Source organism: Frondihabitans sp. OV104, from assembly GCF_057787745.1.
Genome location: NZ_CM173541.1, coordinates 1,102,921 through 1,121,050, shown reverse-complemented (window position 1 = coordinate 1,121,050; position 18,130 = coordinate 1,102,921). Strand labels below are relative to the sequence as shown.

The following is an 18,130-nucleotide window of genomic DNA, read 5'->3' as shown; positions in this document are numbered from 1 at the left end:
TCACGGTGTCTCCCGGGGTTTCGTCGCGTCAGCTCTCGGGCAGGGACGAGTGTCGGAGGGGGCCGCTAGGCTGACGGGGTGTCGGACGCAGCAAAGCCTACCCTCCTCGTAATCGATGGTCATTCCCTCGCATTCCGGGCCTTCTACGCCCTACCGGTCGACAGTTTCGTCAACCGCGAGGGGCAGCACACGAATGCCATCCACGGCTTCATCTCGATGCTCCTCAACCTGATGAAGAACGAGAAGCCGACCCACCTCGGCGTGGCCTTCGACATCTCGCGCTACTCGTTCCGCACCCGCGAGTACCCCGAGTACAAGGGCACGCGCGATGCGACCCCGGTCGAGTTCGTCGGGCAGATCCCCCTGCTGCAGGAGGCCCTGCACGCCATGGGCATCACGACCATCACCAAAGACGACTTCGAAGCCGACGACATCCTCGCGACGCTCGCCGCCCGCGGCTCGGCAGCCGGCTACACGGTCAAGGTGGTCTCGGGCGACCGAGACGCGATCCAGATGGTCAACGACGACGTCACTCTCCTCTACCCCTCGGCTCGCGGGGTCACCGACCTCACCCGCTACGACCGTGACAAGGTGTTCGAGCGCTACGGCATCGAGCCGCACCAGTACCCCGAGATCGCCGCCCTCGTCGGCGAGACCAGCGACAACCTCATCGGCATCGACAAGGTCGGCGAGAAGACCGCCGTCAAGTGGATCAACCAGTTCGGCTCCCTCGACGAGATCGTCGCGCACCGCGACGAGGTCAAGGGCGTCGTCGGCGACAAGCTCCGCGAGCAGTACGACCGCGCCGTTCGCAACCGCAAGCTCAACCGCCTCGTCACCGACGTCGATCTGCCGGTCGGCCCGGACGACCTCGAGCGCCGCCCCATCGACGTCTCCGCGGTCCGCGAGGTGTTCGACAAGCTGCAGTTCCGCACCCTGCAGGAACGCGTCGTCGCCCTGGCCGACGACTCCGCAGCACCCGCCGAAGCCGAAGCCGTCGCGGCCGGCCCGGCGGCGCCCGTCATCCGCACCCTCATCGACGAGGAGCTCGATCACTGGCTCCGCACTCACGCGGGCGCCGACAAGCCGCCGGTCGGCGTCGCCGTCGAGTACGGCGCCGACGGCACGGTCACGGGCCTCGGCATCGCCGCGCCCGACGACTCCGTGTACGTCCCGTGGGCCGCCGGCCGCGGTGACTACGTCGCCCTCGAGGCCTGGCTCGACACCGAGTCGCCCAAGGTCGTCCACGACTCCAAGCGCGCCTACAAGGCGCTCAAGCGAGCCGGCCTGGAGCTCACCGGCCTCCACGGCGACCCGCGGATCGCGGCCTGGCTGCTGCGCCCCGGCAACCACTCCTTCGTGCTCGCCGACCTCGCCTACGAGCTGCTCGGCGAGCGGATGCCGGTCGCCGACCCCAATCAGCTGGTCCCCGTCGACGAAGCCGGAGGTGTCGCGACCGAGGCCTGGTTCGCGCTCCGCGTCTCCGACGAGCTCGACGAGCTGCTCGACGAGGGCTCCCGCGGCGTGCTCCGCGACATCGAGCTCCCCCTCGTGTCGGTCCTCGGCGACATGGAGCTCACCGGTGTCGCGACCGACCAGCCCGGCCTGCGTGCCCTCTCCGCTCGCCTCGGCGAGTCGGCGGCCAACATCGCCGCCGAGGCGTTCGAGGTCATCGGCCGCGAGGTCAACCTCGGCTCGCCGAAGCAGCTGCAGGAGGTGCTCTTCGAGCAGCTCGACATGCCCAAGACCCGCTCCATGAAGACCGGCTACTCGACCGACGCGGGGTCGCTCGCCGACCTGCAGGACAAGCATCCGCACCCCTTCCTCGGCCTGCTGCTCAAGCACCGCGACGCGACGAAGCTGCGCCAGATCATCGACACGCTCGACAAGGCCGTCGACGGCGGCGGGCGCATCCACACGACGTACGACCAGACTGGCACCACCACCGGCCGGATCTCGTCGATCGACCCGAACCTGCAGAACATCCCGGTCAAGACGGAGGTCGGCCACGAGATCCGCGCCGCCTTCCAGCACGGTCCCGAGTACGAGACTCTGCTCACCGCCGACTACTCGCAGATCGAGATGCGGATCATGGCGCACCTCTCGGGCGACGCCGGCCTCATCCAGGCCTTCACCGAGGGCGAAGACCTTCACCGGTTCGTCGGCGCCCGCATCTTCGGCGTCGAGCCCGCCGACGTGAGCCCGACCATGCGCACGAAGGTCAAGGCGATGTCGTACGGCCTGGCCTACGGCCTCAGCGCGTTCGGCCTCTCGAAGCAGCTCCGGATCGAGACCGCCGAGGCGAAGCAGCTGATGACCGACTACTTCCACCGGTTCGGGGCTGTTCGCGAGTACCTGCGCAACGTGGTCGAGCAGGCTCGCGAAGACGGCTACACCGAGACGATCTTCGGCCGCCGCCGCCCCTTCGCCGATCTGAAGTCGTCGAACCGCGTGCTGCGCGAGAACGCGGAGCGCGCCGCGCTCAACGCTCCCATCCAGGGCTCCGCCGCCGACATCATGAAGATCGCGATGCTCGGCGTCCAGGCCGAGATCGACGAGCGCGAGCTGCAGTCCCGAGTCCTGCTCCAGGTGCACGACGAGCTCATCGTCGAGGTCGCCACCGGCGAGGTGGACGTGATCGAAGACGTCGTCCGCCGCCGCATGGGCTCCGCCGCCGACCTCCGGGTGCCGCTCGACGTCTCCGTGGGCACCGGCGAGAGCTGGGACGCCGCCGCGCACTGAGACGGCGCATGATGGAACAAGAGCACTCCCTTCCGTCCTCGAACAAGGAGCACCCCGTGGCCACCCTCGACGGATCACACGTCAAGAAGCTGATCGTCGCCTGCGACGCCGGCATGGGCTCGAGCATCATGCTCGCCTCCAGCCTCAAGAAGCTGCTGAAGAAGAACGGCGTCCACGTCGAGCACTCGGCGGTCCGCGAGATCCCCGCCGACGCCGATGTCGTCGTCACTCAGAACAACCTGGCCGCCCGCGCGCGCGAAGTCGTCACCGAGGGCACGCCCATCGTGCCGTTCCAGCTCTTCATGGGCGACCCGGCCGTGGCACGGCTCGTCGAGGCGATCCAGTCCGGCTCGACGATCGAGGTCTGACCGCCGCTGTCGGCCGGTCGTCCTAGGCTCGGACCATGAGCTTCGAGTCCACGCCCGCTGTCCGCCAGCCCACCCCGATCGACGCCGTCGCCGAGAAGTGGGTCGACACGATCGTCGACCTCGATCCGAAGTGGGCCACCTGGCTCGGCCGCGAGGGGCGCACCGGCGAGTACGGCGACACCTCGCCGGCCGGCCACGCGGCGTACATCGCCGCCGTGCGCGCGACACTCGACGAGCTCCGCGCGGCACCGGTCGTCGACGCCGTCGACCAGGTCACTCGCGACGATCTCGAGTCCTCGCTCACGCTCGACCTCGAATACGACGCCCTGCACCTGCAGCTGCGCGACCTCAACGTGCTCGCATCGCCCGCCCAGGGCATCCGCGAGATCTTCGACCTCATGCCCACCGCCACCGAGAAAGACTGGCGCGACATCGCCGCGCGCCTCGGCAATGTCGCGGGCGCCCTCGACGGCTATACCGAGACCCTGCGCGCGGGGATCGCCGAGGGCGTCGTGCCCGCCAAGCGCCAGGTAGCCGCGGTGGCCGAGCAGTGCGCGCGCCACTCCGCACCCGGCGGATTCTTCGAGTCGCTGGTCTCGACGCCGGAGCTCGCGGGCGACGCGGTGCTGCCGGAGGCGGTGGGGGAGGCGCTGACGGTCGGAGCGGTGGAGGCTGCCGCCGCGTACACGGCCTTCCGCGAGTTCCTGCTCTCCGAGCTCCTTCCGGCCGCCGGCGACGGCGACGGAGTCGGCCGCGAGGCGTACTCGCTGCACTCGCGGCGGTTCCTCGGGGCGACGGTCGACCTCGACGAGACCTACGAGTGGGGCGTGGCCGAACTCGCGCGCATGACCGCCGAGCAGGAGGCCATCGCCGAGGCCATCGATCCCGGGGCGAGCGTCGCCCGCGCCATCGAGGTGCTCGACGCCGACCCGGCCCGCGTGCTGCACGGCACCGACGCCCTGCGCGAGTGGATGCAGCAGACCAGCGACCAGGCCGTCGAGGAGCTCGGGCGCACCCACTTCGACATCCCGGAGGCGATCCGCACCCTCGAGTGCAGGATCGCCCCGACGCAAGACGGCGGGGTCTACTACACGAGCCCGAGCGACGACTTCACGCGCCCCGGCCGCATGTGGTGGTCGGTTCCTGTCGGCGTCACCACCTTCACCACCTGGCGCGAGAAGACCACGGTGTACCACGAGGGCGTTCCGGGCCACCACCTCCAGCTCGGCCAGGCGGTCTACAACCGCGCGAGCCTCAACACCTACCGCCGCTCGATCGCCGGCACCTCGGGCCACGCCGAGGGCTGGGCCCTCTACGCCGAGCGGCTGATGGACGAGCTCGGCTACCTCGCCGACCCGGCCGACCGACTGGGCATGCTCGACGGGCAGCGGATGCGCGCGGCCCGCGTCGTGCTCGACATCGGCGTGCACCTCGGCAAGGAGTTTCCCGGCACTCCGTCGCACGCGGCCGGAGGCACGTGGGACCACGAGAAGGCCCTCGCCTTCCTCGCCGACAACTACAACGCCGACGAGGCCACGGTGCGCTTCGAGGTCGACCGCTACCTCGGCTGGCCGGGGCAGGCGCCGTCGTACAAGGTCGGCCAGCGCGTGTGGGAGGGGCTCCGTGCCCGGCTCGCGGAGCGCGAGGGCGACGGGTTCGACGTGAAGCGCTTCCACTCGGAGGCACTGGCGCTCGGCGGCGTCGGTCTCGAGACCCTCGAGAAGGCGCTTCTCGGCTGACTGGACGGCCGGGCGGAGGGGGCGAACACGCCGCTCGCCCGGGTTGATCGCCCCTGCGGCAACCCGTTAGAATCGATTGGCGCAAACTGCGTTGAACTATCCGCACGCCGCACTCTCACAATCACCGCGACAGCCTCCGATCCGAACGGATCCTGCTGTCACCGGCGAGATGCGGCCCGAGAAATGCCCAAAACGGAGCAATCACTACATGACAATCGTAACGACCAAGGCACCCAAGCAGGTCGCCGTCAACGACATCGGATCTGCTGAAGACTTCCTTGCCGCGGTCGAAAAGACTCTCAAGTTCTTCAACGACGGAGACCTCATCGAGGGCACCGTCGTCAAGATCGACCGCGACGAGGTCCTCCTCGACGTCGGGTACAAGACCGAGGGCGTCATCCCCTCGCGCGAACTCTCGATCAAGCACGACGTCGACCCCACCGAGGTCGTCAACGTCGGCGACACGGTCGAGGCCCTCGTCCTCCAGAAGGAAGACAAAGAAGGCCGTCTGATCCTCTCCAAGAAGCGCGCTCAGTACGAGCGTGCCTGGGGAGACGTCGAGAAGATCAAGGACGCCGACGGCGTCGTCACCGGTACGGTCATCGAGGTCGTCAAGGGCGGCCTCATCGTCGACATCGGCCTGCGTGGCTTCCTGCCCGCGTCGCTCATCGAGCTGCGCCGCGTCCGCGACCTCACGCCGTACCTCGGCCAGGAGATCGAGGCCAAGATCCTCGAGCTCGACAAGAACCGCAACAACGTCGTCCTCTCGCGTCGCGCTCTCCTCGAGCAGACGCAGTCCGAGAGCCGCACCTCGTTCCTCAACAACCTCCACAAGGGCCAGGTCCGCAAGGGCATCGTGTCGTCGATCGTCAACTTCGGCGCGTTCGTCGACCTGGGCGGCGTCGACGGTCTCGTCCACGTCTCCGAGCTCTCGTGGAAGCACATCGAGCACGCCTCCGAGGTCGTCGAGGTGGGCCAGGAGGTCACCGTCGAGATCCTCGAGGTCGACCTCGAGCGCGAGCGCGTCTCCCTGTCGCTCAAGGCGACGCAGGAGGACCCGTGGCAGGTCTTCGCCCGCACCCACGCCATCGGCCAGGTCGCACCGGGCAAGGTCACGAAGCTCGTTCCGTTCGGTGCGTTCGTCCGCGTCGCGGACGGCATCGAGGGCCTCGTCCACATCTCCGAGCTCTCCGCCAAGCACGTCGAGCTCGCCGAGCAGGTCGTGTCGGTCGGCGACGAGGTGTTCGTCAAGGTCATCGACATCGACCTCGAGCGTCGCCGCATCTCGCTGAGCCTCAAGCAGGCCAACGAGGGTGTCGACCCCGAGGGCACCGAGTTCGACCCCGCGCTCTACGGCATGCTCACCGAGTACGACGACCAGGGCAACTACAAGTACCCCGAGGGCTTCGACCCCGAGACCAACGAGTGGCGCGAGGGCTTCGAGTCCCAGCGCGAGAAGTGGGAGCAGGACTACGCTGCCGCCCAGGCTCGCTGGGAGGCCCACAAGAAGCAGGTCGCGGCGTCGCTGGTCGAAGAGGCCACCGCGTTCGACGTGCCGACCGGCTCCTCGTTCTCGAACGAGTCGACCTCTGGCGCCGGCACCCTCGCCGACGACGAGTCGCTCGCCGCGCTTCGCGAGAAGCTGTCGAACAACAACTAGTCACACCGCACCATCCGCGAACGGCGGTCACCCTCGGGGTGGCCGCCGTTCGGCATTGCAACAGGTGTCGCCTTCCGTCGGGGCACTAGGGTGGAGGCGTGTTCGTAGTGGGATTGACCGGCGGGATCGCCGCAGGCAAGACGATCGTGTCGTCGCGGCTCGCCGAGCGCGGAGCCGCGCACATCGACGCCGACAAGCTGGCGCGCGAGGTCGTCGAGCCGGGGACACCCGGTCTCGCGGCGATCGAGCAGCGCTTCGGTGCGGGAGTCCTCCAGGCCGACGGCAGCCTCGACCGAGCTGCACTCGGTGCGGTCGTGTTCTCGGACGCCGATGCCCGCAGAGCCCTCGAGGCCATCACGCACCCGGCCGTCCAGGCGCTCAGCCAGGAGCGCATGCGGGAGTCCGTCGCCCACGACCCGACCCGCGTCGTCGTCTACGACGTGCCGCTGCTCGTCGAGGCCAGGGGAGCGGGCGAGTTCGACCGCGTCGTCGTCGTGCACGCGCCTCGGGCGATGCGGATCAAGCGCCTCGTCGCGCTCCGCGGCATGGCCGAGGCCGACGCCGTCCGCCGGGTCGACGCGCAGGCGTCCGACGACGAGCGGCTGGCAGTCGCCGACGACGTCATCGACTCGTCGAGCAGCCTCGAGTCGACCGTCCAGCAGACCGACGCCCTCTACCGGAAGCTCGCGGCTCTCGCACTCGAGAAGGCGTAGCCGCCTGTTCGCTCCCAGCGGCGGCGGTCGGCGTCTCCCGGCGGACGAGTGTCGGTGGCCACTCGTAGACTTGTTCTATGGAACCGACTCGCAGCGTCCGCCCCTTCGAAGTGGTCAGCGAGTACCAGCCGAGCGGCGATCAACCAGCCGCCATCGCTGAACTCGCCGGCCGAATCAACGCCGGTGAGACCGACGTCGTGCTTCTCGGCGCAACCGGTACCGGCAAGTCCGCGACGACCGCGTGGCTCGTCGAGGCCGTGCAGCGTCCGACCCTGGTGCTGGCCCACAACAAGACGCTCGCCGCCCAGCTGGCCAACGAGTTCCGAGAGCTGTTCCCGAACAACGCCGTCGAGTACTTCGTCTCGTACTACGACTACTACCAGCCCGAGGCGTACGTCCCGCAGACCGACACCTTCATCGAGAAAGACTCCTCGGTCAACGCCGAAGTCGAGCGCCTGCGCCACTCGACCACGAACTCGCTGCTCAGCCGGCGCGACGTCATCGTGGTCTCGACCGTCTCCTGCATCTACGGCCTCGGTACGCCCGAGGGCTACATGGAGGCGATGATCGCGCTCCAGGTCGGCATGCAGATCCCGCGCGACCAGCTGATCCGGCGCTTCGTCGCCATGCAGTACCAGCGCAACGACATCGACTTCTCGCGCGGCAACTTCCGCGTGCGCGGCGACACGATCGAGATCATCCCGATGTACGAGGAGCTCGCCGTGCGCATCGAGATGTTCGGCGACGAGATCGAGGCGCTCTACTACCTCCACCCTCTGACCGGCGACGTCGTGCGCACCGTCGAGGCCGTCTCGGTGTTCCCGGGCTCGCACTACGTGGCCGGCACCGACGTGATGCACCGCGCCATCGGCACGATCAAAGAAGAGCTCGCCGTGCGGCTCGAAGAACTCGACAAGCAGGGCAAGCTCCTCGAGTCGCAGCGTCTGCGCATGCGCACCACGTTCGACCTCGAGATGATGGAGCAGATCGGCTTCTGCAACGGCATCGAGAACTACTCGGCCCACATCGACGGCCGCTCGCCGGGCGAGGCGCCGCACTGCCTGCTCGACTACTTCGCCGACGACTTCCTCGTCGTGATCGATGAGTCGCACGTCACCGTGCCGCAGATCGGCGCCATGTACGAGGGTGACGCGTCGCGCAAGCGCACTCTCGTCGATCACGGGTTCCGCCTGCCGAGCGCGCTCGACAACCGGCCGCTCAAATTCGACGAGTTCCTCGACCGGGTCGGCCAGAAGGTCTACCTGTCGGCGACGCCGGGCCGCTATGAGCTCGGCATCACCGACAGCGTGGTCGAGCAGATCATCCGTCCGACAGGCCTCATCGACCCGAAGATCGTCATCAAGCCGTCGGAGGGGCAGATCGACGACCTCCTCGAAGAGATCCGACTCCGCACCGAGCGCGACGAGCGCGTCCTGGTGACGACCCTGACGAAGAAGATGGCCGAAGAGCTCACCGACTTCTTCACCGAAGCGGGGGTACGGGTGCGCTACCTGCACTCCGATGTCGACACGCTCCGTCGTGTCGAGCTCCTCACCGAGCTGCGGCAGGGCGTCTACGACGTCCTCGTCGGCATCAACCTGCTGCGCGAGGGCCTCGACCTCCCCGAGGTGTCGCTCGTGGCCATCCTCGATGCCGACAAGGAGGGCTTCCTCCGCTCGTCCACCTCGCTGATCCAGACGATCGGCCGCGCCGCCCGCAACGTCTCGGGCGAGGTGCACATGTACGCCGACAAGATGACCGACTCGATGAAGCAGGCGCTCGACGAGACGGACCGTCGCCGCGAGAAGCAGGTCGCCTACAACCTCGAGCGCGGCATCGATCCGCAGCCGCTCCGCAAGAAGATAGCCGACATCACCGCGGTGCTCGCCCGCGAAGGAGCCGACACGGCCGAGCTGCTCGCCGGCCGCCAGGGCGGCAAGCGCGCCCCGACGCCGAACCTCCGCCGCGAGGGCATGGCGGCCGGTGCGGCCGGCGGGCTCGAGACGATCATCGCCGACCTCAACGAGCAGATGCTGCAGGCCGCTGCAGAGCTCAAGTTCGAGCTGGCCGGCCGCCTGCGCGACGAGGTCGCCGACCTCAAGAAAGACCTCCGGCAGATGGAGGCCGCGGGCCATGTCCGCTGAGCCCGGGGCGCCGCGCCTCCGGGTCGTCGTCACCGGAGCGAACGCAGGTCTCGGCTACTTCGTCACCGAGCAGCTCGCCGCCACCGGCGCGGTGGTCATCCTGGCATGCCGTGACGCGGCCCGCGCGCAGGCGGCTGTCGACAGCATCCGCTCCCGCCTGCCGGACGCACAGCTCGAAGTCGTCATCGCCGACCTCGCGAACCTGGAGTCGATCCGCACGGCCGCCGCAGAGATCCGCGCGGGCGGCCCGGTCGACGTGCTCGTCGCCAACGCCGGCGTCGTCGGCTCGCGGTCGCGAGCGACGACCTCCGACGGCTTCGAGCTGCAGTTCGGTACCAACCACCTCGGCCACTTCGCGCTGATCTCGCACCTGATGCCGGCACTGAAGGCCGCGAAGGCCGGGCGCATCGTGCACCTCGGCAGCATCAGCCACCGCTGGGTGCGACTCGATCTCGACGACCCGATGATGGTGACCCGCTACCGCGGCTACGTCGCGTACGCGCGGTCGAAGCTCGCCGTGATGACCTTCGGGTTCGACCTCGACCGGCGACTCCGCGCCTCGGGCTCGAGCGTCCGAAGCGTCGTCGCCCATCCCGGCTTCGCTCTCGAGAACCTGACCGAGCGCCGGCCCGGCATCGTCCGGCGCCGCTGGCTCCCCGCCCCGATCATCGGCCTCATGCGGACGGTCTCGCAGGGTAAAGACCAGGGCGCGCGGCCCTTGGCGCACGCCGCCGTCGGCGCCGATGCGCAGGGTGGCGAGTACTGGGGGCCCGACGGCTGGTTCCAGCTGACCGGCGCCCCCGCCGTCGTGCGGGCCAAGAAGCACGCGCACGGCCGCAAGGCGGCGACCCGCCTCTGGAACCTCTCCGTCCGCCTCACCCGGGTGCAGCCCTCTGTCGACTGAGACCGCCCGCCGACTTCCGAAATCCGAACGCCGTAGAATGGACACAGTGTCGACTTCACCCGCGCAGACCCCCAAGAAGACTCCCTCCAAGGCTCCGAAGAAGGCCGCACCAGCGGCTGAGACGGTCCTGACCCCGGCCGTCGTCTCCGCCTCGATCACCGACCCCGGCGATGTCTCGACCCTGACAGTCCGCGGCGCACGAGTCCACAACCTGCAGAATGTCGACCTCGCGATCCCGCGCGACTCGCTCGTGGTGTTCACCGGCCTGAGCGGCTCGGGCAAGTCGTCCCTCGCGTTCGACACGATCTTCGCCGAGGGCCAGCGCCGCTATGTCGAGTCCCTGTCGGCGTACGCGCGGCAGTTCCTGGGCCAGGTGGATCGACCCGACGTCGACTTCATCGAGGGCCTCAGCCCCGCCGTCTCGATCGACCAGAAGTCGACCAACCGCAACCCGCGGTCGACCGTCGGCACGATCACCGAGATCTACGACTACATGCGCCTGCTCTGGGCCCGCATCGGAATCGCCCACTGCGCCGTCTGCGGTGAGACGATCAGCAAGCAGACGGTCCAGCAGATCGCCGATCAGCTGATGACGCTCGAGACGGGCCGCCGGTACCAGGTGCTCAGCCCCATCGTGTCGCAGAAGAAGGGCGAGTTCGTCGACCTCTTCAAAGAGCTGGCCTCGTCGGGCTACTCGCGAGCGATCGTCGACGGCGAGCAGATCCAGCTCAGCTCGCCGCCGGTTCTGAAGAAGCAGATCAAGCACGACATCTCGGTGGTCATCGATCGCCTGGTCGCCTCCGACGACGTCCTCTCGCGCCTCACCGACTCCCTCGAGACGGCGCTCCGCCTCACCGACGGCCTCGTGACCATCAACTTCGTCGACGAGACGGGCCCGGCAGCGTTCCGCACATTCTCCGAGAAGCTCTCGTGCCCGAACGGCCACCCCGTCCAGCTCACCGAGATTGAGCCCCGGACCTTCTCGTTCAACGCGCCGTTCGGCGCGTGCCCCGAGTGCTCCGGCCTCGGAACGAAGATGTCGGTCGACTCCGACCTCCTGCTGGGCGACGACGAGCTGAGCCTCGCCGAGGGCGTGATCCTGCCCTGGACCCAGTCGGGCAAGGGCCTCTACAACTACTTCCAGAAGCTCCTCGAAGGCCTCTCTGGCGACCTCGGCTTCTCGCTCAAGACGCCGTGGCGCGACCTCTCGGCCGAGGTGAAGAAAGCGGTGCTCGAGGGCAACGACTTCGAGGTCACGGTGCGCTACCGCAACCGCTTCGGCCGCGAGATGAAGTACTCCACCGGCTTCGAGGGCGTCATGCCCTACATCGAGCGCAAGTACGCCGAAGCCGAGAGCGACTCGCAGCGACAGCGCTACGCCAGCTACCTCCGCGAGATCCCCTGCGTCGTCTGCAAGGGCAAGCGCCTCAAGCCCGAGGTGCTGGCCGTGCTCGTCGACGGGCGCAACATCGCCGACGTGTCCGAGCTCAGCCTCACCGACGCGTTCTCGTTCATGAACACCGTCGAGCTCACCGCACGCGAAGCCCGCATCGCCGCCCAGGTGCTGCGCGAGATCCGCGTCAGACTCGAGTTCCTGCTCGAAGTGGGCCTCACCTACCTGTCTCTGTCGCGATCGGCGGGCTCGCTCTCGGGCGGCGAGGCGCAGCGCATCCGTCTGGCCACCCAGATCGGATCAGGTCTCACTGGCGTGCTGTACGTGCTCGACGAACCCTCCATCGGCCTGCACCAGCGAGACAACCGCCGCCTCATCGACACTCTCGTCAAGCTCAAGAACCTCGGCAACACGCTGATCGTCGTCGAGCACGACGAAGACACCATCCGCACCGCCGACTGGATCGTCGACATCGGTCCGGGCGCCGGCGTCAACGGCGGCACGGTCGTGCACTCGGGCGGCTACGAGGAGCTGCTGGCGAACACGTCGTCGTACACCGGCGACTACCTGGCCGGCCGACGCTCGATCGAGACGCCGACGAGCCGTCGCGCCCTCGACCCGGCCCGTAAGATCACGGTCGTCGGGGCCAAGGCCAACAACCTGCACGACGTCACGGTCGAGTTCCCGCTCGGCGCCTTCGTGGCCGTGACGGGAGTGAGCGGCTCGGGCAAGTCGTCGCTCGTGAACGACATCCTCTACAAGGTGCTCGCCAACCAGCTCAACGGCGCCCGGCAGATCCCCGGCAAGCACACCCGCGTCACCGGGCTCGACAACCTCGACAAGGTCGTGCACGTCGACCAGGCGCCGATCGGCCGCACGCCGCGCTCGAACCCCGCGACCTACACCGGCGTCTTCGACAAGATCCGCAACCTCTTCGCCGAGACCGTCGAGGCGAAGGCGCGCGGCTACCTGCCCGGCCGGTTCAGCTTCAACGTCAAGGGCGGCCGCTGCGAGAACTGCGCGGGCGACGGCACGATCAAGATCGAGATGAACTTCCTGCCCGACGTCTACGTCGCGTGCGAGGTCTGCCACGGCGACCGCTACAACCGCGACACGCTCCAGGTGCACTACAAGGGCAAGAACATCTCCGAGGTGCTCGACATGCCGATCAGCGAGGCGGCCGAGTTCTTCGCGCCGATCTCGGCGATCTCGCGGTTCATGACCACGCTGGTCGACGTCGGGCTCGGCTACGTCCGTCTCGGGCAGAGCGCGACCACGCTGTCGGGCGGCGAGGCGCAGCGCGTGAAACTGGCCACCGAGCTCCAGAAGCGCTCGAACGGCCGCAGCATCTACGTGCTCGACGAGCCGACCACCGGGCTGCACTTCGAAGACGTCCGCAAGCTCCTGCTGGTGCTGAACGGCCTCGTCGAGAAGGGCAACACGGTCATCACGATCGAGCACAACCTCGACGTGATCAAGTCGGCCGACTGGCTCATCGACATGGGCCCCGAGGGCGGCGCCGGGGGAGGGCGCGTGCTCGCTACGGGCACGCCCGAGCATCTCGCGGCGGTCCCGGAGAGCCACACCGGGCGGTTCCTGGCCGAGATCCTGTCCATCCCGCGGGGCGAGATCCCGGCGCCGGCCAAGGTGCGGGCGCGTGCACCCCGCGCGAAGGCGCTGGCGAAGTAGGCCCACCCCATGGCGAACACCGTTTCCTGGCGCCCGAAGGCGGGCGACATCCCTACCCAGCCGGGCGTCTACCGCTGGCGCGACGAACGCGGCCGGGTGCTCTACGTGGGCAAGGCGAAGAACCTCCGCGCGCGTCTGAGCAACTACTTCGCGCCGCTTCCGTCGCTGCACGAGCGCACGCGGCGCATGGTGCTGACCGCGCGGAGCGTCGACTGGACCGTCGTCGGCACCGACATCGAGGCGCTCCAGCTCGAGTACACCTGGATCAAGGAGTTCGACCCGCCCTTCAACGTCAAGTTCCGCGACGACAAGACGTACCCCTTCATGGCGATCACCCTGGCCGACGAGGCGCCGCGGGTGATGGTGTCGCGCAACACGAAGATCAAGGGCGCCAAGTACTTCGGGCCCTTCCCCAAGATCTGGGCCGTGCACGACACCATCGACCTGATGATCAAGGTGTTCCCGATCCGCACCTGCTCCGACTCCAGCTACAAGAAGGCCATGGAGACGGGCAAGCCGTGCTTTCCCGGGCAGATCGGCCGCTGCGGAGGGCCGTGCTCGGGGCGGGTCACCGTCGAGGAGCACCGGGCGATCGTCGACGAGTTCGTGCGCTTCATGGGCAGCTACGACCGCAAGGTGATCGCCGAGCGGCAGCGCCTGATGAAGGTCGCCGCCGAAGAGCAGCGGTACGAGGAGGCCGCTATGTACCGCGACCAGGTGGGCGCCCTCGAGGCCGTGCTCGAGAAGTCGGCCGTGGTCCTGCGCGATTCCGTCGATCTCGACCTGTTCGCCGTCGCGGAAGACGAGCTCGCGGCGGCCGTGCAGCTCTTCACCGTGCGAGGCGGCCGCATCCGCGGGGCCCGGGCGTGGGTGCTCGACAAAGAGATCGACATCTCGACCGGCGACATCGTTGAGCAGGCCGTTCAAGACGTCTACAGCAAAGGCGGCGACCTGCCGCGCGAGATCGTGGTGCCGGCGCTGCCCGACGACGCGGAGGCCCTCGAGACATGGCTGACCGACCTGCGACGCGAGGGCAGCGCCGACGGCCGGGTCCGGGGCCGAGTGGCGCTTCACACGCCGGAGCGCGGTGACAAGGCGAACCTGATGCAGACCGCGGCGATCAACGCCGGACAAGCGCTCATGCTCTACAAGACGCGGAGGAGCGCCGACTTCGCGACGCGCTCGACCGCGCTGGCCGACATCCAGGAGGCCCTCGGCATGGACGAGGCGCCCCTGCGGATGGAGTGCTACGACGTCTCGCACCTGCAGGGCACCAACATCGTCGCCTCGATGGTCGTCTTCGAAGACGGCCTGCCTCGCAAAGACCAGTACCGACGGTTCAGCATCCCGTCGTCGACCGACGACACCGAGTCGATCCACCAGACGCTCACGAGGCGCCTGGCCCGCCTCGACGACGAGCTGGCGCCCGTCGAGGAGGTGGGGGAGCAGCGCAAGCGCTTCGCCTACCGCCCGAACCTCCTGATCGTCGACGGCGGCCAGCCGCAGGTCGCCGCGGCTCAGCGCGCGATGGACGACCTCGGCGTCACCGGCATCCAGCTCTGCGGCATCGCCAAGCGGCTGGAGGAGATCTGGCTGCCCGACGACGACTTCCCGGTGATCCTTCCGCGCAACTCCGACGCGCTCTTCCTGATCCAGCGGATCCGCGACGAGGCGCACCGCTTCGCGATCACCTTCCAGCGGCAGAAGCGCAAGAAGGACGTGGCGACGCAGCTCTCCGAGATCCCAGGTCTCGGCGCCGCCCGGGTCGCCACGCTGCTCAAGCACTTCGGCTCGGTCTCGCGCTTGAAGACCGCGACCGCTCACGACATCGCCGAGGTGAAGGGCATCGGGCCGAAGCTCGCCGACAGCATCGTCGCGACGCTCGGCGGCGGTGCTCAGGCCGCGAATCCCGCCTCGACGGAGGAGCCTGCCGATACACTCGTCTCGACCACGACGGAGGGCGAGGCGTGACGGACACCGCAGGAGCCCCGAGCGCCGCCGAGCAACAGGACGTCCTGATCGTCAGCGGAATGTCGGGCGCCGGCCGCTCCACTGTCGGCAACGCCCTCGAAGACCTCGGCTGGTACGTGGTCGACAATCTGCCCGCCCAGATGCTGCGACCTCTGATCGACCTCGCCGAACGCGCGGGCGACTCCCTCCCGAAGGTCGCCGCCGTGGTCGACGTGCGCGGCGGCCGCCTCTTCTCCGAGGCGCAGGAGGCCGTGCGGGCGCTGCAGGAGTCCATGCCGCAGAAGGTGCGCGTGCTGTTCCTCGACGCGACCGACGCCGCCCTGGTCCGCCGATTCGAGCAGGTCCGCCGTCCGCACCCGCTCCAGGGCGACGGCACGCTCCTCGACGGCATCCTCGCCGAGCGCAGCCGCATGGAAGAGCTCCGCGAGTCGAGCGACATCATCATCGACACCTCCGAGCTGAACATCCACCAGCTCGCGACCACGATCACCGAGAAGTTCGCCGCCCCCGAGACCCCCGGGGTGCAGGTCACCGTCCTGAGCTTCGGCTTCAAGTACGGACTGCCGACCGACGCCGACATGATCGGAGACGCGCGCTTCCTGCCGAACCCCTACTGGGTGCCCGAGCTCCGGGCGCACAACGGACTCGACGACGACGTCCAGCAGTACGTCCTGGGGCAACCGGGGGCGCGCCAGTTCATCGTGGCGTTCGGCGCCGCCCTCGAGCCTGTGATGGCCGGCTATCAGCGCGAGAACAAGAGACACGCTACGATCGCTATCGGCTGTACGGGCGGAAAACACCGATCGGTGACCCTCGTCGGCGAGCTGGCCGCGCATCTGCGCGGACTCCCGGGAGTAGCCGTCAGCGTGAAGCACCGCGACCTCGGTCGCGAGTGATCCCGCGATCGGCCCAGCCGTTGCCCGTGCCTGCCGAGGTCGGCACCCCGACCGCTTCGCCAGCGAAGCACCCATCCCGAAACATGTGAGGAACCGCTGTGGCTCAAACCGCCGACGTCAAAGAAGAACTCGCGCGAGTGGAGGTCCAGAAGACCACGGTCCGAGCGGCCGAGGTCGCCACGGTTCTTCGATTCGCAGGCGGTCTGCATGTCATCTCGGGGCGCATCGCCGTCGAGGCCGAGCTCGACAGCGCGCTGCTCGCCCGTCGGGTCCGCAAAGACCTCGCCGAGCTCTACGGTGCCCGCAGCGACGTCTCGGTGATCGCCGCGACCGGCCTCCGCCGCACCAGCCACTACCTTGTCCGCGTCCACGAGGCGGGCGAGACCCTCGCGCGCCAGACCGGTCTGATGGACGCCCGACGCCGCCCCGTGCGCGGCCTCCCCAACCGCCTCACGACCGGCTCCCGCGAAGACCTCGCCGCTATCTGGCGCGGCGCCTTCCTCGCTCAGGGCTCGCTCACCGACCCGGGCCGCTCGGCAGCTCTCGAGGTCGTCTGCCCCGGAAACGAGGCCGCCATGGCTCTCGTCGGCGCCGCAGGCCGCCTCGGCATCGCCGCGAAGGCCCGCGAGGTCCGCGGCGTCCACCGAGTCGTCATCCGCGACGGCGAGTCGATCAGCGCCATGCTCAAGCAGATGGGCGCCGAGAAGAGCGTCAGCGACTGGGAGGAGCTCCGTCAGCGCCGCGAGGTCCGCGCCACGGCCAATCGCCTGGTCAACTTCGACGACGCGAACCTCCGCCGTTCGGCCCAGGCCGCCGTCGCCGCCTGCGCCCGCGTCGACCGCGCCATGGAGATCCTCGGCGACGAGATCCCCGACCACCTCCGCTACGCAGGCGAGCTCCGCCTCGCGCACCGCGACGCGAGCCTCGACGAGCTCGGCCACCACGCCGACCCGCCGATGACGAAAGACGCCGTCGCCGGCCGCATCCGCCGCCTCCTCGCGATGGCCGACAAGAAGGCCGCCGACGACGGCATCCCAGGCACCGAGGCGAACCTGCCGGCCGACCTCGACCTCGACTAGCCGACCGAACACCGGGGCGCAGGAACTCTCCGACCGGCACCCACGAGTTTGGTCAGGCACCCCCCGGGGTTTCCTGAAGGTTTGCGTCGCGCGCGATCACCGTTCGCTGAGCCGTCACTACACTGGGCCAGTCAGCACCGAACCGCACCGCTAGCTAGGAGACGACGATGGCCGAATACACTCTTCCCGACCTTGCGTACGACTACTCGGCCCTCGCGCCGAGCATCTCGGGCCAGATCATGGAGCTGCACCACTCCAAGCACCACGCGACCTACGTCGCCGGCGCGAACACCGCCAACGCGGCCCTCGCCGAAGCCCGCGAGAGCGGCAACCTCGCGAACGTCAACAAGCTCGAGAAAGACCTGGCGTTCAACCTCGGCGGCCACGTCAACCACTCCATCTTCTGGACCAACATGTCCCCGGACGGCGGCGACAAGCCCACCGGCGACCTCGCGTCCGTCATCGACGACCAGTTCGGCTCGTTCGACCAGTTCGTCGCGCACTTCACCGCCGTCGGCCTCGGCGTCCAGGGCTCCGGCTGGGCCGTCCTCGCCTACGACATCGTCGGCCAGAAGCTCAGCATCTTCCAGCTCTTCGACCAGCAGGGCAACGTGCCCTTCGGCCTCGTGCCCCTGCTGATGCTCGACGTCTGGGAGCACGCCTACTACCTCGACTACAAGAACGTCCGCGCCGATTACATCAAGGCGTTCTGGAACATCGTCTCCTGGCAGAACGTCCAGGACCGCTACACAGCCGCCACGACCAAGACCGACGGCCTCATCGTCCTCTGACCCCTCTGCGCTACTGTCGTAGAGGCCCACAGCTCCTCTTT

The 18,130-nt window shown here is 68.6% G+C and carries 12 protein-coding genes; all 12 read left to right on the top strand.

What is annotated here, in order from left to right:
- Positions 1-78 precede the first annotated feature (78 nt).
- Positions 79-2,742: a DNA polymerase I gene (polA, locus tag AC3CBB_RS05290; protein ID WP_488626250.1), complete on the top strand. Its 2,664-nt coding sequence runs from the start codon at positions 79-81 to the stop codon at positions 2,740-2,742.
- A gap of 56 nt (positions 2,743-2,798) precedes the next feature.
- Positions 2,799-3,110 (top strand): PTS sugar transporter subunit IIBC family protein, encoded by a 312-nt coding sequence (locus AC3CBB_RS05285; protein ID WP_123505152.1) that lies wholly within the window; start codon positions 2,799-2,801, stop codon positions 3,108-3,110.
- Between the two features lie 35 nt (positions 3,111-3,145).
- On the top strand, positions 3,146-4,849 hold the full coding sequence (locus AC3CBB_RS05280) for a DUF885 domain-containing protein (protein WP_488626249.1): 1,704 nt from the start codon (positions 3,146-3,148) through the stop codon (positions 4,847-4,849).
- Positions 4,850-5,057: 208 nt separating this feature from the next.
- Positions 5,058-6,509, top strand: coding sequence for a 30S ribosomal protein S1 (gene rpsA / locus AC3CBB_RS05275; protein ID WP_123504564.1), 1,452 nt, complete (start codon positions 5,058-5,060; stop codon positions 6,507-6,509).
- 98 nt (positions 6,510-6,607) lie between these two features.
- Positions 6,608-7,222 carry a dephospho-CoA kinase gene (gene coaE, locus AC3CBB_RS05270; protein WP_488626248.1) on the top strand — a complete coding sequence of 205 codons (615 nt, stop codon included), beginning with the start codon at positions 6,608-6,610 and terminating at the stop codon, positions 7,220-7,222.
- Between the two features lie 77 nt (positions 7,223-7,299).
- A complete protein-coding gene (gene uvrB / locus AC3CBB_RS05265; RefSeq protein WP_123504562.1) occupies positions 7,300-9,366 on the top strand; it encodes an excinuclease ABC subunit UvrB in 2,067 nt (688 codons plus the stop codon).
- Positions 9,356-10,270 (top strand): SDR family NAD(P)-dependent oxidoreductase, encoded by a 915-nt coding sequence (locus AC3CBB_RS05260; protein WP_123504561.1) that lies wholly within the window; start codon positions 9,356-9,358, stop codon positions 10,268-10,270. The genes uvrB and AC3CBB_RS05260 overlap by 11 nt, the downstream gene beginning before the upstream one ends.
- 127 nt (positions 10,271-10,397) lie before the next feature.
- Positions 10,398-13,352 carry an excinuclease ABC subunit UvrA gene (gene uvrA / locus AC3CBB_RS05255; protein WP_370454059.1) on the top strand — a complete coding sequence of 985 codons (2,955 nt, stop codon included), beginning with the start codon at positions 10,398-10,400 and terminating at the stop codon, positions 13,350-13,352.
- 9 nt (positions 13,353-13,361) lie between these two features.
- Positions 13,362-15,323, top strand: a complete 1,962-nt coding sequence (gene uvrC / locus AC3CBB_RS05250) for an excinuclease ABC subunit UvrC (protein ID WP_488626247.1) — start codon at positions 13,362-13,364, stop codon at positions 15,321-15,323.
- Positions 15,320-16,219: an RNase adapter RapZ gene (gene rapZ / locus AC3CBB_RS05245; protein WP_488626246.1), complete on the top strand. Its 900-nt coding sequence runs from the start codon at positions 15,320-15,322 to the stop codon at positions 16,217-16,219. The genes uvrC and rapZ overlap by 4 nt, the downstream gene beginning before the upstream one ends.
- Positions 16,220-16,317: 98 nt before the next feature.
- Positions 16,318-17,298 carry a DNA-binding protein WhiA gene (whiA, locus tag AC3CBB_RS05240; RefSeq protein WP_123504557.1) on the top strand — a complete coding sequence of 327 codons (981 nt, stop codon included), beginning with the start codon at positions 16,318-16,320 and terminating at the stop codon, positions 17,296-17,298.
- 167 nt (positions 17,299-17,465) lie between these two features.
- Positions 17,466-18,089 carry a superoxide dismutase gene (locus AC3CBB_RS05235; RefSeq protein ID WP_123504556.1) on the top strand — a complete coding sequence of 208 codons (624 nt, stop codon included), beginning with the start codon at positions 17,466-17,468 and terminating at the stop codon, positions 18,087-18,089.
- The last annotated feature ends 41 nt before the right edge of the window (positions 18,090-18,130 follow it).